Annotated in this window: 20 protein-coding genes and 1 pseudogene; 2 read left to right on the top strand and 19 right to left on the bottom strand. The window is 53.1% G+C overall.

Features of this window, described 5'->3' with window-relative positions; translation table 11 throughout:
• Positions 1-341: 341 nt before the first annotated feature.
• From C1N58_RS05545 to C1N58_RS05480, 14 genes and pseudogenes are all read right to left on the bottom strand, one after another.
• Positions 342-581 (bottom strand): annotated as a pseudogene (locus C1N58_RS05545) (hypothetical protein); the annotation flags it as partial.
• A 140-nt stretch (positions 582-721) separates the two neighbouring features.
• Positions 722-1,123 carry a lysozyme inhibitor LprI family protein gene (locus C1N58_RS05540; RefSeq protein WP_052133231.1) on the bottom strand — a complete coding sequence of 134 codons (402 nt, stop codon included), beginning with the start codon at positions 1,121-1,123 and terminating at the stop codon, positions 722-724.
• A gap of 12 nt (positions 1,124-1,135) precedes the next feature.
• Entirely contained in the window at positions 1,136-2,005 is an 870-nt protein-coding gene (locus tag C1N58_RS05535) for a peptidoglycan-binding protein (protein WP_205956542.1), read from the bottom strand.
• A gap of 121 nt (positions 2,006-2,126) precedes the next feature.
• The gene (locus C1N58_RS05530; protein WP_033742159.1) at positions 2,127-2,609 is read right to left on the bottom strand and encodes an Hcp family type VI secretion system effector; all 483 of its coding nucleotides are present in this window, start codon (positions 2,607-2,609) and stop codon (positions 2,127-2,129) included.
• Positions 2,610-3,149: 540 nt separating this feature from the next.
• On the bottom strand, positions 3,150-4,649 hold the full coding sequence (gene tssC, locus C1N58_RS05525; protein WP_033742163.1) for a type VI secretion system contractile sheath large subunit: 1,500 nt from the start codon (positions 4,647-4,649) through the stop codon (positions 3,150-3,152).
• Positions 4,649-5,179, bottom strand: a complete 531-nt coding sequence (gene tssB, locus C1N58_RS05520; RefSeq protein ID WP_033742165.1) for a type VI secretion system contractile sheath small subunit — start codon at positions 5,177-5,179, stop codon at positions 4,649-4,651. The genes tssC and tssB overlap by 1 nt, the downstream gene beginning before the upstream one ends.
• Positions 5,180-5,259: 80 nt before the next feature.
• A complete protein-coding gene (gene tssA, locus C1N58_RS05515; RefSeq protein ID WP_394564665.1) occupies positions 5,260-6,285 on the bottom strand; it encodes a type VI secretion system protein TssA in 1,026 nt (341 codons plus the stop codon).
• Positions 6,286-6,295: 10 nt separating this feature from the next.
• The gene (gene tagF, locus C1N58_RS05510; protein ID WP_033742168.1) at positions 6,296-7,012 is read right to left on the bottom strand and encodes a type VI secretion system-associated protein TagF; all 717 of its coding nucleotides are present in this window, start codon (positions 7,010-7,012) and stop codon (positions 6,296-6,298) included.
• Positions 7,013-7,026: 14 nt separating this feature from the next.
• Positions 7,027-10,653 (bottom strand): type VI secretion system membrane subunit TssM, encoded by a 3,627-nt coding sequence (tssM, locus tag C1N58_RS05505; RefSeq protein WP_394564664.1) that lies wholly within the window; start codon positions 10,651-10,653, stop codon positions 7,027-7,029.
• Positions 10,654-10,656: 3 nt separating this feature from the next.
• A complete protein-coding gene (locus C1N58_RS05500; RefSeq protein ID WP_080752842.1) occupies positions 10,657-11,904 on the bottom strand; it encodes a DotU family type VI secretion system protein in 1,248 nt (415 codons plus the stop codon).
• A 16-nt stretch (positions 11,905-11,920) separates the two neighbouring features.
• Positions 11,921-13,261 carry a type VI secretion system baseplate subunit TssK gene (gene tssK / locus C1N58_RS05495; RefSeq protein ID WP_033742173.1) on the bottom strand — a complete coding sequence of 447 codons (1,341 nt, stop codon included), beginning with the start codon at positions 13,259-13,261 and terminating at the stop codon, positions 11,921-11,923.
• A 21-nt stretch (positions 13,262-13,282) separates the two neighbouring features.
• Positions 13,283-13,786 (bottom strand): type VI secretion system lipoprotein TssJ, encoded by a 504-nt coding sequence (gene tssJ / locus C1N58_RS05490; RefSeq protein WP_050504999.1) that lies wholly within the window; start codon positions 13,784-13,786, stop codon positions 13,283-13,285.
• Between the two features lie 23 nt (positions 13,787-13,809).
• Complete coding sequence (locus C1N58_RS05485) at positions 13,810-14,406, bottom strand: hypothetical protein (protein WP_033742175.1); 597 nt, start codon at positions 14,404-14,406, stop codon at positions 13,810-13,812.
• A gap of 1,078 nt (positions 14,407-15,484) precedes the next feature.
• Positions 15,485-16,900: an EmmdR/YeeO family multidrug/toxin efflux MATE transporter gene (locus C1N58_RS05480; RefSeq protein ID WP_039338298.1), complete on the bottom strand. Its 1,416-nt coding sequence runs from the start codon at positions 16,898-16,900 to the stop codon at positions 15,485-15,487.
• A gap of 389 nt (positions 16,901-17,289) precedes the next feature.
• On the opposite strand from C1N58_RS05480, the gene C1N58_RS05475 reads away from it, so the two are divergent.
• A complete protein-coding gene (locus tag C1N58_RS05475) occupies positions 17,290-18,744 on the top strand; it encodes an AMP nucleosidase (RefSeq protein WP_033742179.1) in 1,455 nt (484 codons plus the stop codon).
• Between the two features lie 77 nt (positions 18,745-18,821).
• Here the strand turns inward: C1N58_RS05475 and C1N58_RS05470 are convergent, their stop codons facing one another.
• Both C1N58_RS05470 and C1N58_RS05465 read right to left on the bottom strand, forming a co-directional pair.
• Complete coding sequence (locus C1N58_RS05470) at positions 18,822-19,760, bottom strand: hypothetical protein (RefSeq protein WP_394564663.1); 939 nt, start codon at positions 19,758-19,760, stop codon at positions 18,822-18,824.
• Between the two features lie 396 nt (positions 19,761-20,156).
• On the bottom strand, positions 20,157-21,455 hold the full coding sequence (locus tag C1N58_RS05465) for an NCS2 family permease (RefSeq protein WP_199227855.1): 1,299 nt from the start codon (positions 21,453-21,455) through the stop codon (positions 20,157-20,159).
• Between the two features lie 437 nt (positions 21,456-21,892).
• Between C1N58_RS05465 and C1N58_RS05460 the strand changes: the two genes are divergently transcribed.
• Positions 21,893-22,636: a response regulator gene (locus tag C1N58_RS05460; protein WP_394550523.1), complete on the top strand. Its 744-nt coding sequence runs from the start codon at positions 21,893-21,895 to the stop codon at positions 22,634-22,636.
• On the opposite strand, the gene C1N58_RS05455 is transcribed toward C1N58_RS05460, so the two are convergent.
• Genes C1N58_RS05455 through C1N58_RS05445 form a run of 3 tightly spaced genes read right to left on the bottom strand, consistent with a single transcriptional unit; the run spans position 22,573 to position 25,178 of the window.
• A complete protein-coding gene (locus C1N58_RS05455; RefSeq protein WP_394564662.1) occupies positions 22,573-23,625 on the bottom strand; it encodes a carbohydrate kinase family protein in 1,053 nt (350 codons plus the stop codon). The genes C1N58_RS05460 and C1N58_RS05455 overlap by 64 nt on opposite strands.
• Positions 23,626-24,486 (bottom strand): ketose 1,6-bisphosphate aldolase, encoded by an 861-nt coding sequence (locus C1N58_RS05450; RefSeq protein ID WP_394564867.1) that lies wholly within the window; start codon positions 24,484-24,486, stop codon positions 23,626-23,628. It abuts the gene before it with no gap.
• On the bottom strand, positions 24,486-25,178 hold the full coding sequence (locus tag C1N58_RS05445) for a D-lyxose/D-mannose isomerase (protein ID WP_054633547.1): 693 nt from the start codon (positions 25,176-25,178) through the stop codon (positions 24,486-24,488). Before C1N58_RS05445 ends, C1N58_RS05450 begins: the two co-directional genes overlap by 1 nt.
• Positions 25,179-25,225: the final 47 nt, after the last annotated feature.

Genomic DNA, 25,225 nt, shown 5'->3' with positions numbered 1-25,225 from the left:
CCGGGTTGCGAAGACCCACAATCTTTTCCTGGAATATTTTTATTTTATCAATAGTTTTTGGTCCCAAAAAACCATCAACTTTTAATTCACTACCAGTGAGGTGTAACAGACTTATTGGAATTTAATAATGATTGAACGGTTTTAACATCACGTGATTTATTAGGTTGTCTTAAACCAACGCTCTGGCTTATCTGTATTGTAGTCACGTCAAATCCCTCTCGACTCAGCTTTAACAGATTAGTGTAAAGGGCGCCTCCTGATGGAGGCGCATCTTATTAAGCTTCTTTATTCTCTTTGATGTTCCAGCCCGCGCTGGTTTCTGCACCTTTACCAGAAGAGCTCTGCTCCAGTGGGATATCGTTTAACAGCACACGCGTCACGTTACCGCGATTCGTCAGGCGGCATTCACCTTCAGCAGTGATAAGCACAATCGCCTTCAGGCGGGAAATCGTGCGATCGTCGTCGGGCAGTACCAGATTGTTATCCACACCACGATCAATTGTGCCGCCGGGAGGAAGAAAATCAAAACTGGTTTGCGGCGGTTGATGGCCGGGTTTAGCGGTTATTATCGTAAAGCGCATCACGGATTCCTGCGGTTAGCTTTTCGACATCTATATCGCGCGTCTCTCGGGGAGAAAGGCGGGATATAAAAATAGATAGAGTTACTAAAGCGTTACAATATAATATGCACCTGGATTACAATAGGTGCATATTAAAAAAATCAATCGTACGGGATCTGTTCCAACTGTTTCGTTCTTGCCTCATCAAGTTCTGCAATACAATTATTCGTAAATACCGTATAAGGATTACTGTTTTTATCGGCAACATGCGCAAATAACTTACACTGCCCATCGCGATATTTTAGCCAGCTTCGCTGTGACTCAAGAAATATATTCAAATATTCTTTTTTGACTTCCGCTTCGTTTTGAAAGACTTTATCGATGCGTTTCTTTGCCGCCGAGTACTCATTATTTAACTTTTGCTCTGCAGTGTTTTTGTTTTTTTCAGCACAAGTAAACACTGCAGGATCACTTGTTTCCTTAGAGCAATCATCCATCGCATAAGCTGAATGACCAAATATAAAAAAAACAAAAGCCAAACTATAAATATATTGCTTGCACATAAAAACTCCCGCCTATTTATGTTTTCTCAGATAATTTGCTCGTTGGCGTCCACCCTCATAACTTTTTACTTGGGCATTATTTTCAATAAAATGTATTAACTTATCGATATCGTTGTACATGCAGGCTTTCATGGTTCTTTCAAAACCCAGTCCTTGATATACAAAGTCTACAGCTATATCTTTTATAGGAGGTTTAAGGTTTTCCCAAGGGGTTCTTTCTGGGAAGCCAGAAGTTTTACTAAGATAAATTGATTGCCCTCTAACCAGATATTTAGGGTATATCATTTCAAATAATTTAGCTTGAGCCTCACGAGTAATAATACCACACTCATTACGGTGTTCTTTTACGAACTTGTCTGACTGTGAAGGTGATAATCGAGCGCCTCTTGCCAGAAGAATAGCTTGTTCCTGCGGAACACCAGCCTGGATCAAGTCTATTTTCACCGTCTCACCAGAACGCCCACCCATATCATAACCACGTCCGATTGTTACGCCAGAAGCCCCTTTAGGCCAATGGATATGACGACTAAATCCTGGGCTGTTAGGCCAATCATTACCTTCTGCATCAAAAGTTATTTGCCCTGCATTTACAGTTAAGCGACCTGAATTGAGATGGCGATTTTCTTCTGGTGTGGGCTGCGTTCGGTTAGTTTTTTCAGAATTAGATAATTTATTCCAGGTCCGACCATGAACATCAACCAAACCATCTGGCCGTGACATGAAACGTGATTGGTAACTTTTGATAGCTTCGATAGTTTTTGGCCCAATTCTGCCGTCATCACGAAGCTGGGGAAAACCATTATTTTGTAAAAGCCGTTGTACCGTTTTTACATCGCCGTAATTATTACGGCCACCTATACCAACTGACCCTGTAATACTCATTTACTATCTCCACCCAATGAATCTGATCCAGAGAAATCCTTGTAAATTGGCTGGGAGCCTAACGCATAAAAAGAAAAAACCACTTAGCGAGAAACGCCTCCCGATAAGGAGGCGTTTTTTCTTACGCTTCTTTATTCTCTTTGATGTTCCAGCCCGCGCTGGTTTCTGCACCTTTACCACCAGAAGAGCTCTGCTCCCAGTACTGCTGTTTCACTTTCGCAGCCTGGAATGCATAAGTTACGCCCAGGGTGTCATCGTGCTCTGAACCCACGAACTGAACGTTGGTTACCAGCACATCTTCCAGGGTGATTCGGGTGTATTCGATTTGCGTGCCGCCCGCTTTACAAACTGACACTTCAACTTTAGAAACGTGCTTACCGCTGGCACAGTTTTTCAGCAGTGCAGTTACCGCTTTGTCGATTTTGGCATTAATGTGCAGGTCGTTGAAGTTAACTTTACCAGCACCGCCACCGCCGCCCACGCTCATATTACCCGGCTGATTAGCGCCCCAGGAGAAAGAGGTAATATCAATCCAGCCGGTATGGTTAGAATCTTTAGATTCACCCGTAATGCCGTCTACTTTCAAATACATATCAATAGCCATAATATTTACTCTTCGTTATGGAAAAAGTTGTCGCTTTCGAAAAAGCATCTATATGGCAAAGAGAAAAGCATGGGGCTGAATAAAACAGTCCATATTTTACTTTTGCCTCGACTTCGGGAGTGCTACAGGCTTCCCGAAGGGTCCCACTACAATAAACTGCAACAGCAGGAGATTTTCTTGCCGTATCGGTATGTCAAATGAATGCTGACGCACACAAGGCATCCGTCGTAAATACGCTAAATTTAATTATGTCGTTCATTCTGTTGCAGGCTGATGACTTAACCCCTATCCATTCTCACAGCGATAACAGAACAGTTGAGCTAATTATTTATCTGGCCGACATGGAACAGCAAAATATCTGATTAAGTAGCCTGCCATTATACCTTTATAGCCCGGTCGAAACCCGTAGACCTTCTACCGGAGCCAGTATTTTCAGAAAAGGTTTATTTTGCGGGCAACAGAATTTTTGAAATGAAAAAGGTCATGCTTAATCGTCTGAAAAAGCACGCCACCTGGACGTGCTTTACATTGCAAAAAAATTTAATTCTCGTTCGACTTCAGCGAAGGCAGCTTCGATACCAGACGCAGCGACACTGTTAATCCTTCCAGTTGATAATGCGGGCGCAGGAAGAATTTCGCCGCATAGTAGCCAGGGTTGTCTTCCTGCTCTTCCACATTCACCTCCGCCGCAGCCAGTGGCTTGCGTGATTTGGTTTCCTGTGAAGAGTTAGCCGGGTCACCATCGACATAGTTCATTATCCAGTCATTCAGCCAGCGTTCCATATCGTCACGCTCACGGAATGAACCAATTTTGTCGCGCACAATGCACTTCAGGTAGTGAGCGAAACGGCAGCAGGCGAACAGGTACGGCAGACGGGCAGCCAGACGAGCATTCGCGGTAGCGTCCGCATCATGGTATTCCGCCGGTTTTTGCAGCGACTGTGCGCCAATAAACGCGGCGAAGTCTGAGTTTTTACGGTGGACCAGCGGCATAAAGCCATTTTTCGCCAGTTCGGCTTCACGGCGATCGCTGATGGCGATCTCGGTCGGGCACTTCATGTCCACGCCGCCGTCATCGCTGGGGAACGTATGGCAGGGCAGGTTTTCCACTGCGCCACCTGATTCCACGCCACGGATGGAGGTACACCAGCCGTACTCTTTAAATGAACGGTTGATGTTGGCCGCCATCGCATAAGCTGCGTTGGTCCAGCTGTAGTTGCTGTGATCCGAGCCATCGGTCTGCTCTTCAAAATCGAAGCTGTCAACCGGGTTGGTACGAATGCCGTAAGGCAGACGAGACAGGAAGCGCGGCATTACCAGGCCCAGGTAACGCGCATCTTCCGATTCGCGCAGGCTGCGCCAGGCGGCATATTCGGTATTCTGGAAGATTTTGGTCAGATCGCGTGGATTCGCCAGCTCCTGCCAGGATTCCATCTGCATAACGCCTGGCGCGGTACCGGTGATAAACGGACAGTGCGCGGCCGCACCGATGCGGGCCATCTCGCCCAGCAGCTCAACGTCCTGCGGGCTGTGGTCGAAGTAGTAATCGCCGACCAGGCAACCGAACGGCTCGCCACCGAACTGGCCGTATTCCTGTTCATAGATTTTCTTAAACAGCGGACTTTGATCCCAGCCCACGCCTTTATAGCGCTTGAGCGTGCGGCCCAGCTCCTGTTTAGAGATGCTCATGAAACGAATCTTCAGCATCTCATCGGTTTCCGTGTTATTCACCAGATAGCTCAGACCGCGCCAGGCGCTTTCCAGCTTCTGAAACTCTTCATGGTGAATAATCTGATTGACCTGCTGAGACAGCTTTTCATCAATCTCAGCAATCAGTGCCTGAATGGTGCGGTAAGCATCGCTGGAAACGGTCACCGTATTTTCCAGCGCCTGCTGTGCCAGCGTTTTCACCGCGCTTTCTACCGCTTCGCGCGCCTGATCACTCTTTGGACGAAACTCTTTGTTCAGTAAGGCACTAAACTCGTCCTGACTAAAACTGGCATCGCCCTGTGACTGGGGTTGTTGAGAAGTCTGATTCATTATTGCTCCTCCTTCCCTTCTGCGGCATCCGCCTGCTTAGGCACATGCGTCAGCGCCTGCAGCAGGGTCGGATCCTGAAGAATTTTGCCGATAAGCTCTTCAGCGCCATTTTTGCCATCCATATAGGTCAGCAGATTTGAAAGCTGAGTACGTGCTTCCAGCAGGCTGTTAAGTGGTTCGACTTTACGGGCAATGGCATCCGGGGAGAAATCGTCCATGCTTTCAAAAGTCAGGTCAATATTCAGTTTGCCGTCGCCGTTCAGCGTATTGTCGACCTGGAATGCAGCGCGTGGCTTCATGGCTTTCATGCGCTCATCGAAGTTATCGATGTCGATTTCCAGGAATTTGCGGTCGTCAACGCTGGCCTGCGGCTCCAGCGGCTTACCGGCTAAATCGGCCAGTACGCCCATGATGAAGGGCAACTGAATTTTTCGTTCTGCACCATAAACTTCCACGTCATATTCAATCTGAACGCGTGGCGCGCGATTGCGGGCGATAAATTTCTGCCCACTGGACTTCATTGTTGGCATGGTTCTCTCCATAAATAATGCGCGGTTACTGGCTCGCAGGAGGCGCGCAGGTCTCGCTGCGTTAAGACTTCACTGATAGCTTAGTCGCGGCGTCCAAAAATGTTTTCTAACTGATGTACACCATCCGGCGCAAGGTCGCGAATGATGTCCATAAAGTCGAGTTCGATCAGGCGCTGTACACGGTCAATCATCAACGGTGCCGGATGGCTGGGCTCGTGCTGCGTAAAGTACTGTTTCACTTTCTCCAGCATTAACTGCGCTTCAGCACGCGAGTTAAGCTGAGCACTGCGCCAGTCTGTAGCGGCGCGCGACGCGGCCCTGGGCGCGGTTGGGTTTTCGGTTTCCGGTGCAGACTGTACGGCCGCTACCAGAGACTGTAACGCGCCGATATCGGTGGCCTGGCAACGCTCATTCAGCATGGCGAAGCTGCGCTGAAGCTGACTCATATCCGGTAAGGCCGTTTCATCCAGCTTTTCAGTCACCAGGCTACGAATGCGCTGCAAACGTTCGCCAATGTCCTGAATGGCCGCAACGCCGGGTTGCTCGCCTCGCGCCAGTTCATCATTAAGACGCGGCAGGCCGCCAGGGTAGTCTGGCACTTCCGTTTTACTGCCGTCACATAATGCAGCGGCATCGCGAAGCGTAATCCCGTCGGAAGCATAACGCAGCAACCACGACTGGCGCACCGCGCCCGCCAGGGCTGACTGGTCGCCCAGCACGGCCAGGGCATTGATGCGGTAAAAAGGATCGGGCTGGCCATCTTCTTCCAGACGTGGCCATAAGGTTTCCCAGTACTGCGACATGGCCTGCTCAATCAGTTGCAACCCCTGTGCATAGCCGGGCAACCCTTTGAGACGAGTCCAGGCGTGCGTCAGCGTGAGCATGACGCGTAAGTCTTTACTGCGGCTCATTAAATCCAGTGCCAGCTTTTCGACCTTGTTCCAGTCAGCCGGTTCGGCCGGAATGATGGTATTGCCGAACTGCTGCTCGGCTTTGCCTACGCTGGCCTGTTCCATCGCCTGAAAATCCGCATCGTATTCCAGGTTATCCCCGCAGGGATTATCGTGGCTTACCGGTATCAGCAACGTGTCAATATCAATACTCATCCGTTTCGCCTCAGGATTCAAACATAGGAGGATAAAGTCCATTTCGCCCGGGCTTTGCACCGCCCGCCGGATCGAATAACAGCGAAAATAACTGCGCTGTCAGGTTGCCGCTGTGGACATGGGTATAAAGCGGAAAACCGTCGCTCTGATTGGTCCACCAAAAACTGCTTTGAAACTGGGGATCAAAACTCTGTGATGGCAAATTCCAGCTCAGGGTGGAGGCATTATTCTCCCCGCTGCCGATCACCGATAAGATATCCGATGAGGCTTCGCCTTCCTGAGGCTGTGGAAGGGGAATACTTAACAACGCCTGATCAAACTGCTCGGGCGTGCCACCCTCCTGAACCGCCCGCAACAAGGTATTGCCCATCTGGTGATACCAGTCACCGGCGCGGGCCAGCAATAACGGGGCCCATTCCGTTGGCGTAAAGTAGCGCAACGCACAGAGCGGATAATGTCGCCCGACGCTGTCGCGGGCGGCGGTCAGGCAGCCCATCTGAATCAGCTGCGTACCTAACATGGGCGGTATGACAAAATTCCATACGGGCGCTTTAAGAAAGGCCCGGGACGCGGAATGCTCGCCTTCCGCACTGGTTTGCCAGTGATGCAATCCTACCTGAAACCAGTTCGACCACTGGCGCTGCAGGGTATCGGGGAAACGTCGTTTTACGAAATCACCCGAACTGGGCAGTTTGCCGTACCAGCCAGGTGCTGCGTATTGAGTCATAGTCAGATCCTGTTTCAGGGACAGCTAAATGCAGGGAGCTGGAAGGGGTTCCTGATGCTGCCCGGCGTAAAGGACAACGTCACATTATGGCCGTCCACATTAAAGCTGGCTTCGCGCGTCAGTCCGCCGACCGAGGTGACCTGTGCGCGGTCAAAGAAGCGATTAAGCGCCCATGGCCCGCTGGTGGTCAGCGTGGAGGTCGTGCCATTCGTCAGGCCCAGTTGCATGCGCACCTGACTGGTTCCCCCCGGACCGGGCCAGCTGACTAACTGCACCGCCTGTGGACCATGACTGTAGCGTAAGATTTGCCCGTCCACGTCCAGCGTCATATTAAGAATGTCGTTGTCCATTTTTACCGTGCGCAACGTCACGCGGAAAGAAGGCGTGGTGGCACCATTGGCAAAAAACGCATCGCGAATCGACTGAGCCTGCTGGAACGGACGCAGCAGCGCTTCGCCCCCCGGTAACGTTTTACCATCAATGCCCGGCGTGAAACGCCATGCCGCGCGGGTGGTATCCACTTTACTGGCCAGATTGTCCCGGAAGAAGCTGTCCATCAGTCCGCTGCCTGGCGCAAACATGCGCGCCAGGTCGTCAGGCGTGACTTCACTTCGCGCGTTGCGCACTAATGGATAGCGGCCGGCAATCGCCTGGCGACAGAAACTGCCAACTTCCATGGTAATACGCTTGCGGACGTTATCCATATCGCGACGCTGTGCATCACTGCTGGCACCGACAGCCATACCGGAGACCATATTTTGCAGCGAGCCAGGCAAACGGCCTGCGCTGGCCTGCAGACGGCTGATCGCATCACTGGAGGGCGGTGGCATTCCGCTGTTCGCCGCGTCCTGTACGGCCGTGAGGTAACGATAGAGGTCGTCAATCTGCTTCAGGAAATCATCCACGGCCAGCACTTTGCTGCCCTGCTGCAATGGCTGTGCCAGTTCGATAATCGGTGCGAAATGGGCCGTTACCGCTTGTTCAGGCGTTTGCTGCACCGCACCCTGTTCACCATTCGAGCGCGGCGAGGTAAACAGTGCCTGTAACGTGCGCGTGGCACTGTTATCTGACGCGGCTGCGGCATTTTTCGCGCTCTTGTCGTCAGGTTGTGCCCGCGTCAGCGTGAGCTGTTTACTCAAATTAATAACCAGTTGCCGCAGCGGGGAATGGTTACTGGATAACAGACGTGCGGTATTAATACGCTGCGTTAAATCGGCACTGCTGTTGAGCTGAATATCGCTGAGAAACTGCTCCCACTGGCGAATATAGTCCTGAATATACAGCTGACGCACCGCCATATCGGTTTGTTTGCTGTCTTCATGGGCCGTTTCGCCACCCAGCACCCAGATATCATCCTTGTAGAGGGCATCCGTAACGGGGGCGATCTCTTTATCAACGTGGTTCCAGTAGCCGTCGGGCGTGAAAAGTCCGGACACGCCTTCATTCACGGATTTACCGCTTTTACGTGAGAACACCAGTTCGCTTTGCGGACCACCCAGGGCAGCCAGGGTCACGGGTGACAATGCACTATCGCGTTCCAGCAGGCGTTTCAGGCGTCCGTAAACGCGCTGTGACAGCGGCATCTGACTAATCAGCGCCTGCTCGCGCTTTACCAGCGCGTCATCCTTCGCATAGGGCGAGGACTGGATCTGTGTTTCCAGCAACTGCTGCAGGTGCCACGCCAGCTGTTTCACCTCCGACTGCGTCACATCCTGAGGCAGTTCACGGGAGATATTTAACATCATCCACGCCTGAAGAAACTTACCGTCATAGTGCTTTGGCTGATACAGCATCTGATAAGCCTTCAGGGCTTCATAGCTGTAATCGGCATCGCTGCCGTTGTCATTGCGTAACCAGCGGGTAATATTTTGCGCCACTTGTGGCATCAACAGTTGTTTAAGTGCGCGATCGTATAACGCCTGCGTGGCGTCACTCACTTCGGTACCCCGATACAGCCCCATGCGACGCGTCAGCGGCGGATGCTCCAGGGAAAAAGACGCGCTTTCCGGCAGGTGCAACAGCGTGTTGAGATAAGGGACCAGCGCAAACAGGTTACCGTTCACCTCTTTTTGCAGTTTGTCACCCAGTTGCTCGACCTGCGGCGTTTTGGCCGCCATCTCCTGCAGATAAGTTTTATTTTTGTTGTAGCTGATCAGCCACAATGTCCCCGCAATCAGCACCAGGATAAGCAAGGCCAGGTAGCCCGACCAGAGCCCTACGCGATTACGGAGTTCCCACCAGCGATTGCTGCCCGCCAGGCCCGACTCCTGAAAGATGACGTTTTCCAGCACCCCTTTCAGGAAGAAACTCTGGCCTTTGTTCTGCGGAATCGGGGCCTCTTTATCCACCTTGTCCCAGCTACCTGACTCGCCCTGCTGCTGGCCCGGCAAGTGCAGTGCACGTGTCAGTTCGCCCATCACACGGTCAAATGGCAGCCCTTCCTGGGTGCCGCTGGCGAAATAGATCCCGCGCGGCGCAAACTGCGTTTCGAAATCAGAACGGGCAAAGAGAATATCCAGCGCTTCAGCCAACTGTGGGCGCAGCGCGGCAAATTCTTGTGGGAACAGATAACTTTCTGCCCGCGCCTGCGCATCACTTTCCGCCAGCAGAACATCCGCCAGCCCGGCATCCAGCCGCTGTTGCAACAGAGCATATTCCTGCTGGAACTGGCTGCTCAGTTCGAAATCCGCTGTCGAGGCTTTCGCCCATGGGAAGGTAAATCCCCAAATCTGTTCGCGCTGTGTTTTATCCAGGCTGGCAAAATAACTGCGGAAACCTTTTAACAGGTCAGCTTTAGTGACCAGCACATAAACCGGAAAGCGAATGCCCAGTTGATCGTGAAGTTCCATCAGGCGCTGACGCAGCGCCATCGCCTGATTACGCATGGCGTCGGGCGACTGCGACAACAGATCAGCCACGCTCAGTGTCACAATGACGCCGTTTACAGGCTGACGGCCACGGTATTTGCGCAACAGCGCCAGAAAATGGTGCCATTCACTGGCATCACGCTCCTGCTGACTTTCCTGCGTGGTATAGCGTCCTGCGGTATCCAGCAGGACAGCTTCATTTGTAAACCACCAGTCGCAGTTTCGTGTTCCGCCAATACCGCGTAAGGCCGCTTTGCCAAATTTATCGGCCAGCGGAAACTGCAAACCGGAATTCACCAGCGCCGTCGTTTTACCCGCGCCAGGCGCACCGATAATCATGTACCACGGCAGTTGGTACAGGTACTGATGGCTGAAGCGCTGCGCCCAGAAAGGGGCGCCCTTGCTGCTCTGGCGCTGAAAATGCGCCTTTTTTAGCATTTCTGTCGCTTCAGAGAAGCGACTGGCAAGCACCTGATCCTCACTGGTCAGGCGTTTGCGCTCTTCCTCAGGTGCGTCCGGTTTGCTGGTCTCCAGACTGGACATCAGTTTGCGGTTCAGCCAGTAGTTATACAGACGTGGAATCGCCTGACTCAGGCCCCAGACCACATACAGCAGCGCAATACTGATCATGCGGTTCTGTTCAGACTCCAGCGGCCGGGAATCCACTATCGAGAACACCGGACCGATGACCCAAATGATAAATGATAACGCTGTGATACCGACGAAGCCCCACGCCAGGCGGCTGGTCAGTATCGAAAACAGGACATTCAGCATGGATTAGTTCCCTCTTGCCAGGCCGTTAAGTTCAGCTTTCGTCGTGTCAGGTGCGACCTGCAGCGTGATTTCAACACGACGGTTGCGGGCGCGGTTCTCTGCACTGTTATTAGGCACCAGCGGGTGCGTTTCGCCCCGCCCTTCCGCTTTGACACGTGACGGATTGGCCAGCTGTTTTTGCAACAGGTTCTGAACGGACTGAGCGCGAGCCAGCGACAGCTCGTAGTTCGACGCAAAACGTGCACTGCGAATCGGCACGTTATCGCTGTATCCCACGACCAGGATTTTCCCGCTGACGTTGTTCATGGCCTCGGCAATGCGCTGAATCACCGCATCATAACGCCCACGAACTTCCGTTGATCCAGAGGCGAATAAGCCGTCTCCTTTCAGCGTCACCACGCTCTGATCGGCCTCGTCACGCACCGCGACCAGGCCTTCATCGATTTCTGGTTTGAGGAAGGACTTCAGGTTCAGTGACGGCGGCGGCGGCGGTGCCGGATTTCGAATCTGCACTTCGGGCAGTGTCGTCTGATAAATTTTGGCCAGCACCGGCGAGGTGTAATCCCCCAGCCGCCAGTTAAGCACAATGTAGAACAGGCAGGCCGCCAGGCCCGCCAGCGCGGCGCAGGCCCACAGCGGAATCATTGGTCGCCACAGTTTGCGCAACACCGGTTGATCGGTAGGATGCGGCGAAAGCGCAGCGGCAAAACTTCCCCTGACGCTTCGGATCATCTGCAGCAGGCGCTGTTTAATGGTGTCCAGTTGTGAACGCCCGTTGTCGAGTACGCGGTAGCGCCCTTCGAACCCCAGCACCAGACAGAAATAAATTAGCTCCAGTAACAGAATATGCTGTCGCGGATTTTGTGACAGTTTAGCCAGCAGCTGGAAAAACTTTTCGCCACCCCAGGTTTCGTTGTGAAAAGTTACCAGCAAGCCATTACTGGTCCACACACCGCGGCTGCCCCAGGGCGTCAGCGCAGCGGCTTCGTCCAGCGCCGTACACAGGCAGTAACGTGCGCCAACGATCACTTCGTAGCTCAGACCCGACTGCTGACAGGCCAGCTCGAAACGACGAATCTGTTCGATAAGTTGCTGGCGTAAACGGGCGGGATCGTCATGCGATACCGAGTGACGAATCTGGGGAATGGCGTTGATCAGCGGATTAGCTGCGGCCACCAGCGTGTTCTGATGGCTCAGACTTAACTCCTGCTGAAAAGCATCACTGTTCGGTTTGTTTTGTTCCTGCATCATGCCTGCTCAGTTTGAATTATTCTGACTGACTGCGAATGGCCCAGAACTCCATGTTCAGGCCCGGAAACTCACCGGCAAGGTGCAGCGCGAAGGCACCCGATCGTTCCATCTCCTGCCAAAGCTCGCTGTTTTTATCCAACTCAAAATAGCTGTATCCGGCGTGCCAGGGGATTTGCGGGGGCGCGCCAGGCATGGCTCTCAGGGCCAGCCCCGGAAGCTGCAACTGCACGAGATCGCGAATTTTGGTCACAGGCGCGACCTTCATCTGTGCCGGGAAATGGGTTTTGAGTGCATCGGCGGGAACGCTTGCCTTGACGGCCAGCACAAAGCCAAATTCACGCACCATGCTGTTGTCTGGCACGGTGGCGACGTTCAGGCCGTGTGAACGCTGCGTCAGTGGCAGTTGAATGGCGCTCTCTTCCATGACCTGCGACAGCCCCTGACGCAGCAACAGGGTGAGGCGCGAAAAGCAACCTTGCAGATCATCGTGATCATAAAGGGGAAGCGCGTCAGGCGTACGGGCCTGCGTCCAGGTTGCCAGTTCCGCGGCCAGTTGTAACCAGTGGCTGTAGAGCGTTTCAGGATGCAGTAACGGCAGGTGCTGCAGATGAGCGTGCAGCCCCAACTGGCGATTAAGGAGCGCCAGCAGCATGAAATCCACCATATCTGCACTGTTAAAACGCCCGGTACCTGGCGCGCGCTGGCTCAGTTGCTGGCTGCGCTGCTGAATCATACCGTGCAAATCCGTCATCATGCTCTGAAGCGGACGACTGCCTGCAAGCGTTAAGGTAGGAGGGATATAGTCATTGTCTAAACGAATGTGGTTGTCACTGCGTTTTTCAACAATCTGCGCCACGCCCATGGCCGTCCACTCTGCGGTCAGATCCTGCTCCAGCATTAACCGCAGGCGAAGCTTGCCAAACTGGACGGTGGCGGTGCCAACAGCCTGCGCGTTGTCATCTTCGACTTCCGCTTCCCAGGCGAGGTAGCGCGCCAGAGAATCTGGCGCATCTTCAAACGTTACCGCTTCGCGGCCATTACGCCGCGCGGGGATGGCCAGCACCACTTTCGCCCGGTCAATATTCGCGGGCACGTCTAATGGGGCTGGACCTTGCTGGGGCTGGCTGAAAGCAAAAAACGTCCCATCCGGCAGACATCCACTGGCGGCATTGAGCGCCAGCTTGCCCTGCCGTAACAGCGCTTCATCAAATTCGAGATCGAAAAATCCCCAAATGTAAGGACGTTGCGACTGGCCCCATTCACGCAGCGAGCTTTGCAGAAAATTTTCTGCCTGCTGGAAATGGTGAGGACGCAAAAACATCCCTTCCGCCCAAACAACCTTTTCGGCTCTGTTCATAATCATCCTTTGAAGACGGTGTTATTGCTTAACGGGACGCATACCGGCATCGTCAACAATAATGTTGGCGTTTAGCTCACCATCATTGCTTTTCCAGAACTGCCAGAATGAACTGCTGTCGCTGTCCGGGAAAGGCAGCGCCAGCCGCCACACTTTGCCATCCAGCTTTTGATATTCCGCCATGATGCCGATAAACCGTGCCTCAGGCAGGCTTTTCGCACTCAGCGTTTTACTGAGCTGACCGGACATCAGGAAAAACTGCTGACTGTTAAGCAGCGTATTGCCTAATGCGGTCGCGGGTTGATTCTGTAATGTGAAGAAATCAGCGGACATAAACTCGGCATCCGACGTCAACAGCATGACGCGCACTTTGAGCGGCGCGCCGGCGTTGATGGGGGGATGCGCCTGAAAATTCAGGTTGTAGCGCGCGATATCGGGCTTACTGCTACTGCATGCGGTCAGCAGAAGTAGCAGGAAGGGCCAGAGCCATTTTTTCAGGCCAGCGCGCAAGTGGGTATGTGCCATATCTGCCCCTCCCTGCCCCTGACTTAGTTAATGATCCAGGTACCGTTATTGCTGTTCTGGCAGGCCTGGCTGTTGCCATCAACAGAGACGCAGGTCTTTTTCTTCGCGGCGGCACGCGCACGACGCTTAGGCTGATCGGCTTTGATGGTTTGGTCGTATAAATCGCTTTTTACCACTGCACGGAAAGGCACATAGCCAATGACTTTGACCGCATTGGTCGGTGCCTGAGGCGCGGCGCCCTTACTGTCGGTGGCTTTCGCGTCAGTTGCGGGTGGTGAAACCGCGTCAGCTTCTTCGCCCAGTGCCAGCCAGTTATTTTCTACCTGACCCACAACGGTATAGGTTTCACCCGTTTTCAGCGTTTCCACGACCTTGCCGCCAAAATCCGGGCGTGTCATCACAGAGGCAGGATACAGGGCACGGTAACTCTCATTGACGGCGGTGAACTGTGCAGGCGCAGCTACGGCATGACGGTGAATCAGGGTAGTGCCATCAACGGTATTGGTGACCATTGTGTCATCTGTCATTTTTGGCGGTGTTTTACAGCCTGCAACAGCAAAAACAAACATCAGGCTTAATGCAATTCGAAAGTTCACCATTTTTTTCATATTTAGTTCCATTAATACCCAAAAAAGTGGCCTTTGGCCGGTGGTCAGCGCGTCGTATTGTTGCACAACGTCAACTGGACGCCAGATGACGCCAAGTCATTGATTAACAATACAAGTTGCCTGAATAGGAGCGTTGATTGAGTGTAAATTTTATACGATGAGCATGAACAGTATAGGCACAGTTCATAAAACCTGATGACCGGAGAAGCGGGTCGGCTGAATTTCACCAAATACATTCAGCAAACTGACCCATTCCTAAAAGCAAACGGTATTAAAGCAGCCTGATTATGTTTTGGTAAGACACGATTTTTGTTAGGTAATCGTTAAACTTAACGGGGCTGGTTAATCGTTATTCGTGTGGGGAGAATGGTAACATCCTGCTTAAATTCCAGTCGATCTCACACAAATAGCAATAAATCAATGGGTTACAAAAAATATGCAGCACCATAGCTACCGCACGAGCCTGTACATCCTGCTCGCCTGTGTAAAGTTCTTTTCCATTTATTAACATCTTACACAGCTTTACATATTGCCTTGAAAAATTCAATACAGCTCCCAGTTACGTAACTAAGTAATAGTATTTATGTTTTTTACTAACTCAAACAGATGACAATACGGTGAAACCTGCACATTTCGTACGTCTGATACTCATCTATGGTCTCAGCGCCCCTATCCTTTAGTATAAAAGCTTAAGCCAGATGAATATTTTAAGGTGCCGGATGGCCCTGAAAGCTGAGAAAACCGTCAGCTCAAACGCGATGCGTAAGTTGAAAAGAGGAATTAAGTCAAATTTGGCTGCCTGGCCTTTCTGAAACAAAATCAATAACCCATATTAATCAAAGAGTTAAACGAAGCAATGGCGTTAAATTTAAGAGTATTCCTACCCGAAGGCGATGCGCGCGGCCCTGGATTCGAACGCATTTCGTCCGCTTTGCGGGAAAAGTGGGCACAGAACCGTCCTGACGAATGACGAAACCTGTGTAGAGGCAGGTAAATGAAAAGCGTGGCAGTATTAAAACAGACTGTGATGATGCGCGGCGCGAAGCTGCCACGCATCATCACTTCTCACAAACGGGTGGGCTGAAGGTATTCAGGTGGATTCTGCCCTGGCGAGCATCTTGCGGTAGTTATTAAGCCATTTCCCGCTTTTCAGCCGCCACCAGAAAAATCCGCCGCGCACCGTCCAGTCAAGGAACATGCCCAGCCAGACACCAATCACGCCCATACCGAGTTCAATGCCCAGCAGATAACCAATAACAACCCTTGCGCACCACATACTGAACATCGATACATACATCGTATAACGGGCATCACGCGCGCCCTTCAGGCCGGCGGGGAGCACCCAGGAGGCGGCCCAAATCGGCATAAACAGGGCATTCAGCCAGATAAGGTGTTTGGTAACGCTAATCACTTCCGGATCGCTGGTGTAGAAGCGTGCCAGCAGCCCCGCCAGCGGTATGGTCAGTGCAGCAACGCCTGTCAGACAGATTGTAGCCAACAGATAGACGTGCTTGATTTGCCGCTCTGCCTGAAAAACCTGGTATTTACCTAAGCGTTTTCCCGTAATAATGGTCGACGCCGATCCCAGCGCATTACCAGGCAGGTTAATCAGTGAGGCGATTGAAAACGCGATAAAATTGCCGGCAATTTCGTTGGTACCCATGCCCGCCACAAAGACCTGTGTCAGTAACTTCCCGCCGTTAAACAGCACGGATTCAATACTGGCCGGCACACCGATGCTTAAGACTTCAAATAAAATACTGCTGTTCCAACGCCTGAAATAGCTGGACAGCGAAATTCTCAGTGAGGCGTTGAAGCCAATCATTAACACGTAGATGACCGCTATTGCGCCAATGTAGCGGGTAATTGTCAGCCCTAATCCGGCCCCCACAAAGCCCAGCCCCTTCCATGAAAAACAGCCATAAATCAGCACACTGCTGATAACGATGTTAAGAATATTCATCCCACCGTTAATCAGCATCGGTATTTTCGTGTTCCCTGCCCCACGCAGCGCACCGCTACCAATCAGCGTAATGGCCGCCGCCGGATAACTCCATGCGGAAACCTGCAGATAGCTGAGTGCCAGGGCTTTCACTTTCGGTTCTGCTGCGCCTGCGATGGCGTCAATAATCAGATGCCCCCAGAACTCAATGGCGATAACCAGCACCAGGGCTAATACCGTCATCATTGCCAGCGACTGCCGTGTTGCGGCGCGGGCCCGTTTACCATTGCGTCTGGCCAGGCTAAACGCGACCACTACCGTGGTTCCCAGGTCGATGGCGGCAAAAAAGGAGATGACGACCATGTTGAAGCTGTCTGCCAGCCCGACGCCGGCCATGGCTTCTTTGCCCAGCCAGCTCACCAGGAAGGTACTTAACACGCCCATCAGTAGCACACAGGCATTTTCAAAAAAGATAGGAACTGCAAGAGGCGAAATTTCACGCCAGTACAGCGTGCGGTAAGCGCGACGTTTCGGATACCACGCCGTGCGCTTAATCGCCTGCACCACTGCTACGCCGGGATTTTGCAAAGGAGTACCAAATATGAACATGTCGGGAAAGAACTCTAATGATGGTAGCGTAAAGTGAAATATGCAAAACGTTTTGCATTCCTGTTAAATCATCGTTACACACTTTTCTGCTCTCGCCTTTAGTCGTGCCGAATCGGTGCTGCCATGCTCCGGTCCACCCTCTTGCCTTAGCGAAAGCCATTGCTGCCCTGCACATCCTGATGCTGTCGGGTTAATCCGTTTTTTACTCAGTGCCGCATGATGCCCACTAGCCTCGCCCATAACAGGCAGCCGCAAAATGCGCGCGATCATAGATTCTTCACCCAATCCGTTGTTAAAACCGCTAAGCTGAGGAGCATTGTGGTAAGAACCTGAAAGGAGAAGTTATGCCAGCCCAACGGAAAAAGCTGACACGCGAACAGGCACTCGATGCGCTTGAGCAACTTTACAATGACGCCGTCGATGCGCTTCGTGCGTCCATCAAGGCCTACACGGAAGAAGGCGTGCTGCCGGACCCCGCCGCGCGTGAGCAAGGCCTGTTTGTTTATCCTGAATTACGCATTACCTGGCAGGGAGACGGACCGCAACAGAATCGCACGCGTGCATGGGGCCGATTTACACATACAGGCAGTTACAGCACCACCGTCACCCGCCCCGCTTTGCTTCGTCATTACATTTCAGAACAGCTGGCGATGCTGGAAAAAGAGTACGACGTGGACATCGAAGTCGGCCCGTCACAGCAGGAGATTCCCTACCCGTATGTAATAGACGGCTCTGACCTGTCGCTGGACCGGACCATGAGCGCCGGCATAGCCCGTCATTTTCCCACGACTGAACTCTCGCAGATTGGGGATGAGACGGCAGATGGCTTGTTTCATGCTGACGCCACCTTTCCCCTTTCCCACTTTGATGCGCTGCGCACCGACTTTTCGCTGGCACGCCTGCGCCACTATACCGGCACGGCTGTGGAGTATTTTCAGCCGTTCGTGTTGTTTACCAACTACACGCGTTATGTGGATGAATTCGTCCGCTGGGCCATCGAACAGGTACGCGATCCGTCAACCCCGTTTGACAGCCTGGTATGCGCCGGAGATGTCATCCTGACGGCTGACACGGAAAACAATGACGCGATGCTGTCCGATCTGGCCTGGAAAAAACATCAGATGCCTGCCTGGCATCTGACGTCACCGCATCGTCGCGGCATCACGCTGATCAATATCGGTGTGGGTCCTTCCAATGCCAAAACCATCTGCGATCACCTTGCCGTCATTCGCCCTCATGCCTGGCTGATGATAGGTCACTGCGGCGGCCTGCGCGAAAGTCAGCGTATTGGAGATTACGTGCTGGCCCATGCGTATTTGCGTGACGATCATGTACTGGATAGCGTGCTGCCACCGGATATCCCGATTCCCAGCATCGCCGAAGTTCAGCGCGCCCTCTACGATGCCACCAAATCGGTCAGCGGTATGCCCGGCGAAGAAGTCAAAGAGCGCCTGCGCACCGGTACTGTTGTCACCACCGATGACCGTAACTGGGAGCTGCGTTACTCGGCTTCGGCCCTGCGCTTTAATCTCAGCCGCGCCGTGGCGGTGGATATGGAAAGTGCCACCATTGCCGCCCAGGGTTACCGCTTCCGGGTGCCTTATGGCACGTTACTCTGTGTTTCCGATAAACCGTTACACGGCGAAATTAAGCTGCCCGGTCAGGCGAATCGCTTTTACGACGGCGCCATCTCTGAACACCTGCAGATTGGGATTCAGGCGGTAGAGCTGTTACGGGCTGAGGGTGACAAGTTACATTCGCGTAAACTGCGAACGTTTAACGAACCCCCGTTCCGTTAAAGAGTAAAATCAAAGACGGTATTAAGGGTGAGTCTCTTTCACATTAATGCCGTCATCCCTTCTCCGTTTCTGCTGAATCAGGCTGCGTTCAGTACGGCAGTATTTATAAACCAGGCAAACACAGCCAGAATAGCCGGGACCATAAATGTCCAGATAAGGCGATTATTCAGGCTTTCAAATCGCGCATCCAGCTTATCGAATCGCTCATCCACCTTGTCGAATCGCTGATCCACCTTGTCGAAGCGACGATCCATTCCGTCGAGTCGTTTATCAATGCCATCAAGGCGATAGTCGATTCCGTCTAGCCGCTTATCCACGCCATCAAGCCGACTGTCGAGTCCGTCCAGCCGCTTATCCACGCCATCAAGCCGACTGTCGAGTCCGTCCAGCCGCTTGTCCACGCTATCGAGCCGACAGTCGAGTCCGTCGAACCGCTTATCCACGCCATCAAGCCGACTGTCGAGTCCGTCCAGCCGCTTATCCACGCCATTAAGCCGACAGTCGAGTCCGTCCAGCCGCTTATCCACGCCATCAAGCCGACAGTCGAGTCCGTCGAACCGCTTATCCACGCCATCAAGTCGACAGTCAAGTCCGTCGAACCGCTTGTCCACACCCTCGAACCGACAGCCAAGTCCGTCCAGCCGCTTATCTGTCCCATCAAATCGGCTGTCAGTATCATCAAATTTCGCTATGACAACCGAGAAGGTGGCGTCAATGCTGTTAAACCGGTTAGTAACGTCGACTAATACCTTATTGATTTCAAAAATTTTGCTGTCAATACGATCCTGCCTGTTCTCAATACCGGCAAACTGACTCGCGACGTGTCCTACATTTTCTTCCAGGCCAGTGAATCGCTGAAGCATTTCAACGTGAAACAGCGTTTGCTCTGAGCGCAGTATTTCAAGATCAGTTTTCGTCGCAAATGCCGTCGCGCGCCCACTGAACAGCGCCAGATCAATTTTCATCTGATGGCTGTCTTGCTCCAGTCGCTCAAAGCGCTTTTCAAAATTTTCCATTGTTTTGCCTCCCGTCCCGCAATGACGGTCGATTACGTTTGGCTTTCCGCGATCCCGTTTTATACAAAGGTTGCCCATTATCGGTCCCTGACAGGCGGATTACATGCATCCGTTAACGTTATTCACGACCTGCTTCGACGTTATTGAAGCAAAGTCCCGCACAATAAACATTACCTGATTGAATAAGAACGCAAAATAAAACCAGCGTGCCGCCTTATTCAGAAGGTGTTGTCGGAGAGTAAGAGGTGAAAGGCGTGAAGAAAAGGCAGTTCATATTCATTTTGGAAGAGAATGCACAACGATTGAAAAAGCTGAGGCAGCCTGGTGATGCATCGACGCGAAATATAACGCTAAAACCGTTACAGCATATTAAATATGCTGTAACGGTGAAGTTAATTATGCACTCAACCAGCCGAGCTTAATGACAAACAGCAGGGAAAGAATAATCAGCGCCGCATTAATTTCTTTCGTCCGTCCACTCAGCAGTTTCACCACGGTCCAGGTGATAAAGCCGAAAGCGATACCGTTTGCAATGGAATACGTTAATGGCATGGTCAGGGCCGTCACCGTAACAGGAGCCGCAGTAGTAATGTCTTTCCAGTCGATCTCGGCCAGGCCTGAGGTCATCAGCACAGCCACAAAGAGCAGTGCGGGTGCCGTGGCGTAAACCGGCACGCTGGAAGCCAGGGGTGAAAAGAACAGCGCCAGTAAAAACAGCACCGCCACTACCACAGCCGTTAATCCGGTACGGCCACCGGCGCTGACGCCTGCAGCCGATTCGACATAGCTGGTGGTCGTGGACGTTCCCAGCAGAGAACCAAACAGCGCCGCCGCACTGTCCGCCACAAGCGCGCGCCCCATTTTAGGCACGTTGCCCTCTTCGTCAGCCAGTCCGGCACGTTTGGTCACGCCCAGCAGCGTTCCCGTGTTATCAAACACGTCGACAAACAGGAACGCAAAAATCACGCTAATCAGACCCACGTTAAACGCACCCGCGATATCCAGATGCATAAACGTCGGGGCGATGGACGGCGGGGCAGAAAATACGCCGCCAAACGGCGTCAGGCCAATTCCCATGGAGATAAAGGTAATGATCAGAATGCCAATCAAAACCGCGCCCGTCACACGGCGCGCCTCCAGCACGACGATGATGATAAAACCTAACATCGCCAGCAGTGGTCCAGGCTTGGTCAAATCACCAATTCCTACCAGCGTGGCCGGATTGTCGACGACGATTCCCGCCCCTTCCAGCGCAATAATCGCCAGGAACAGACCAATACCGGCGGCAATCCCCGCACGCAACGGCAACGGAATGCTTTTGATAATCCATTCGCGAATTTTAAAGATTGATAACGCAAAGAAGATAACCGCAGACAGGAATACCGCGCCCAGCGCAATCTGCCAGGTGTAGCCCATGTGCAGCACAACGGTATACGTGAAGAACGCATTCAGGCCCATTCCCGGTGCCAGGGCGATAGGATAGTTGGCAATCAGTCCCATCAACACAGAACCAATTGCCGCCGCCAGACAGGTCGCGACGAAGACCGCACCTTTGTCCATGCCGGTCGCCCCTAAAATACTGGGGTTAACGAACAGGATATAAGCCATTGCCAGAAAGGTCGTGATCCCGGCGATGATTTCGGTGCGAACCGTTGTGTTGTGCGCTTTTAATTTAAATAGTTTTTCTAACATCATTATCTCTCGATGATAGAGACGTCACTCAGGTACGTGCTCTCTTGCCAAAGTTATTATCATGCTGTTTGTGGTAATGCCGACGGCTGGCCCGCGCCGTTGCAGGCCTGCTAAAAACCGGGGTTGCTTTCCTTTGTCATGTGAGCAATTGCTAAGTCTCAAGCAATTGCTGTGCCAGTCCGACACGCAATCGATTACCTGGATAAGCGCAAACGAGCCTTAAGAGAATTCTGAACCGAATCAGGGCGCGATTATGGTGCATTGCCCCCTAAATGCGCAAACGTTTTCCTTTCAATGCCGAAAAGGCAAAAAAAGGGTGCTGACGCACGCTTCAACACTTTGTGAGGCGACGCTGGTCACGTTTCAGCCGCATTAACCTGCAGGCAAAAGGGGAATGTGTAAACTCGACATTAACTCTTTAGTAACATTGAGGTCACACAATGAAGCCAGCAGTTCTGGTGGTGGATGATGATTCTGCGGTCTGCGATCTGTTGCAGGACGCGCTCAGTGAACATGCTTTACGGGTTTATCGCTGTCATCAGGGTAAAGAGGCGCTGGCGATGGTCAGTGCTCACCCGGACATCGCGCTGGTAATGTTAGATATGATGTTGCCTGATACCAATGGATTGCTGGTGCTCCAGCAGTTGCAGCGTCAACGGCCTGATATCCTCGTAATCATGCTGACCGGCATGGGATCGGAATCGGAGATGGTCGTGGGTCTGGAGATGGGCGCGGACGACTATATTGCTAAACCGTTCAATCCCCGCGTGGTCGTGGCCCGCGCACGCGCCGCCCTCAGACGCAGCGGACGTGCCGCAACCAGTGATGACGCGCAGTCAGGCTGGCGCTTCAATGGCTGGGTGCTTGATGAAGCGCGCTGCCAGTTACTCAATCCTCAACGCGAAACGGTTCCCCTGACGCAGGGGGAATATACTTTGTTACGCGCCATGGTACGGCATGCACGTAAGGTCCTGACACGCGATCAGTTATTAGAACTGACCCACAGCGAGACGATGGATGTCTTTGACCGCACGATCGATGTGCTGATCATGCGGTTACGCCGTAAAATTGAAGCCAATCCGCATCAGCCCGGCCTGATCCGCACTATCCGCGGGCTGGGCTATGTTTTTTCTGCCGATGTGGTCAAACCTGAAGGGCTGGGACTTTCCACACAAACCGCCTGAGCCATCCATTCACGCATATCGCGCAAGGGGCGAATGCCGTCTGTCGCATTGGCGGCACGCAGATTAAAACAGGCGCAGGTATGGGCCAGTTTCAGCGTCGAGACCATATCCTCGCCTTCATGGCTGGCAAACAGCACGCCCGCACAAAATGCATCACCCGCTCCGACGCTGCCCACAATGTCGTCGGGTGCCAGCTGCCAGGCGGGCTGCCAGACACCTTCGCCGTCCGCTTCACGTCCCCATGCGCCCTCGGGCGCATGGATAACAACACGCTGACGCACGCCCTGCTCCACCAGCCACTGCGCGGCACGGGCAAAAGCGGCGGGCGGCTGAATGCCGCGGCCATCACGTAACAGCACGCCTGACAACGCCTGCGCTTCCAGTTCATTAATCACCAGATAATCCAGCCAGCGTAAGGCGGGCAGCACCTGAGGGCGGTAATCGCCCGCGCGGGAAGCCAGATCCAGGGACGTGAAATAGCCCCGCTGCTGCATGTGTGCCAGCAACCGGGCGCTGCGGGTACCAAATTCGCTGTCCACGCTATCCAGCGTTTCCAGCAGCAGCAAATACCCCAGATGAAAGATGCGCTGTGCGTCATCGACGGCGGCGAAGTGCGGTCTGTCCAGTAAGCTGTTGGCGCCGGGTGAAAAGAAAAAAGTCCGTTGTCCGTCCGGTGTCGTCATCACCTGGGTCATCGCTGTAGGCTTGTCGTCGGTGCGCTGCACTAAGCGGTAGTCAATCTGCGCCGCTTTCATCATAGCCAGCAGAAAATCGCCATCGGCGTCATTGCCGAGCAGGCCAATCGCCGCCAGCGGCAGTGCGCACTGCATGCGTGACAGCGTGAGCAGGACATTGAGCGGCGCGCCACCTGCGGCCTTTTCGCTGTGCTGTATTTCGGTCAGCCAGCCCTGTTCCGGCCAGTGGCTGATGCGATGCACATAATCCACCAGCATGACACCTGCGGCCAGAATGCCGCTTCGCGTTGCCATTTACGCCTGGCCTGTGCTGCCGAAAATGTTCATCTGCTGCATAACGGTTTCACAAATCGCCTTTTCCACCGCCATCAGTAACTCTGCGAACTCATCATAACGGGTATTGCGCGAGGCCAGGCTGCGTTCCACCGCGTCAAGGGCCGCCTGAGACATGCCGGTGTAAAAGTTAATTTTGTGAATACCGAGTGAGATTGCCCGACGGAAATCCGCGTCGCTGATGCCCGACCCGCCGTGCAGCACCAGCGGTACACCGGTTTGCTGACGAATCGCCGCCAGCCGGTCAAAATCCAGTTTGGGTTCCCCTTTGTATTTGCCGTGCGCATTACCAATGGCGACCGCCAGCGTATCAATGCCGGTTTCGCGCACAAATTCAGCGGCCAGTCGCGGATCGGTAAATTTCTCGCTGTCCGCTTCCCCAAACAGTGCGCCGCCTTCATCACCCCCGACTGCGCCCAGCTCTGCCTCAACGGAAACGCCGACGGCATGTGCGGCGCGAACCACTTCCCGCGTCTGGCGAATGTTCTCTTCGTAGCTCAGGGTCGAACCATCAAACATCACCGAGGTGAACCCGAGACGAATCGCCTGCATTACCGCCTCAAAGTTCAAGCCATGATCCAGGTTCAGCACCACCGGAACAGTATGCTTCGCGGCTTCAAAACGGATCGCCTCAGTAATCTGATCGAGCGTGACGTACTTAAAATGCACTTCGGCAATGTTGATAATAAACGGCGAGCGCTGTCGCTCTGCCGCATCAAACAGCGCACGCAGGAAATGGCTGTCCAGGACATTAAACGCGCCCAGCGCATAACCCTGTTGCTGGGCATGCGCCAGCCCCTGTGCCAGAGAAATCAAAGCCATCATTCACTCCTCAAGGTGAGCCAGCGGGAATAGTCGTTACAAAGCAGCCTCTGGGGTTCCTCATCCTCGTCAAGGTCGTTGAAACGCGCCAGCGGCGTCAGGAAGACGTTGTCGTTGTCATCATCGTTGGGCATGGAGACTTCCCCCACCAGCACGTCACCAAAGCCGTTTTCGCCCCAGAAGCTGTGCCAGACGCCCGCGACAAGCGTGACACTTTCACCAGGGGAAAGCCTGATCTGCGAACCCGCCGCATGGGTTTGCCGGATGCCGTCCAGGGAAACCGTCACCGGCGTGGCGGCTTTGTCATGGCCTTCACGGTTATACAGCTCGACAATCAGGTTGCCGCCGCCGCGATTAATAATGTCTTCCATCTTGCGCGGATGGTAATGCATCGGCGTTACCTGCCCTTCACGCACGTGCATCACTTTTTCTGCATAAGGTTTGTGCCAGGGCGTTCCGTGCGGCGAGCCGTTGCGGAGTGTGAATAACGTCAGGCCGGTTTGCAGAAAATCGTCGCCACCAAAACTGGTCAGATCCCAGCCCAGGCGTAAGGCAACGATTTCAGTGATGTCCTCCTGTTGCTGACGCCACTGCCGGAGACCGTAATCGGCCCAGGACGGCAGAGGGACGTCCTGACGGGTGAAAAAGTCTCGCGTATATTGCAAATGTCTGTTCACGTCGGCGCGTTTCATCTTCCGCTCTCCCGTTAAGGCGGCACCCTGTGATGCCGCCTGCTGGT

Source organism: Pantoea sp. SGAir0180 (genome assembly GCF_043546245.1).
This window is presented reverse-complemented; position numbering and strand designations above follow the sequence as displayed.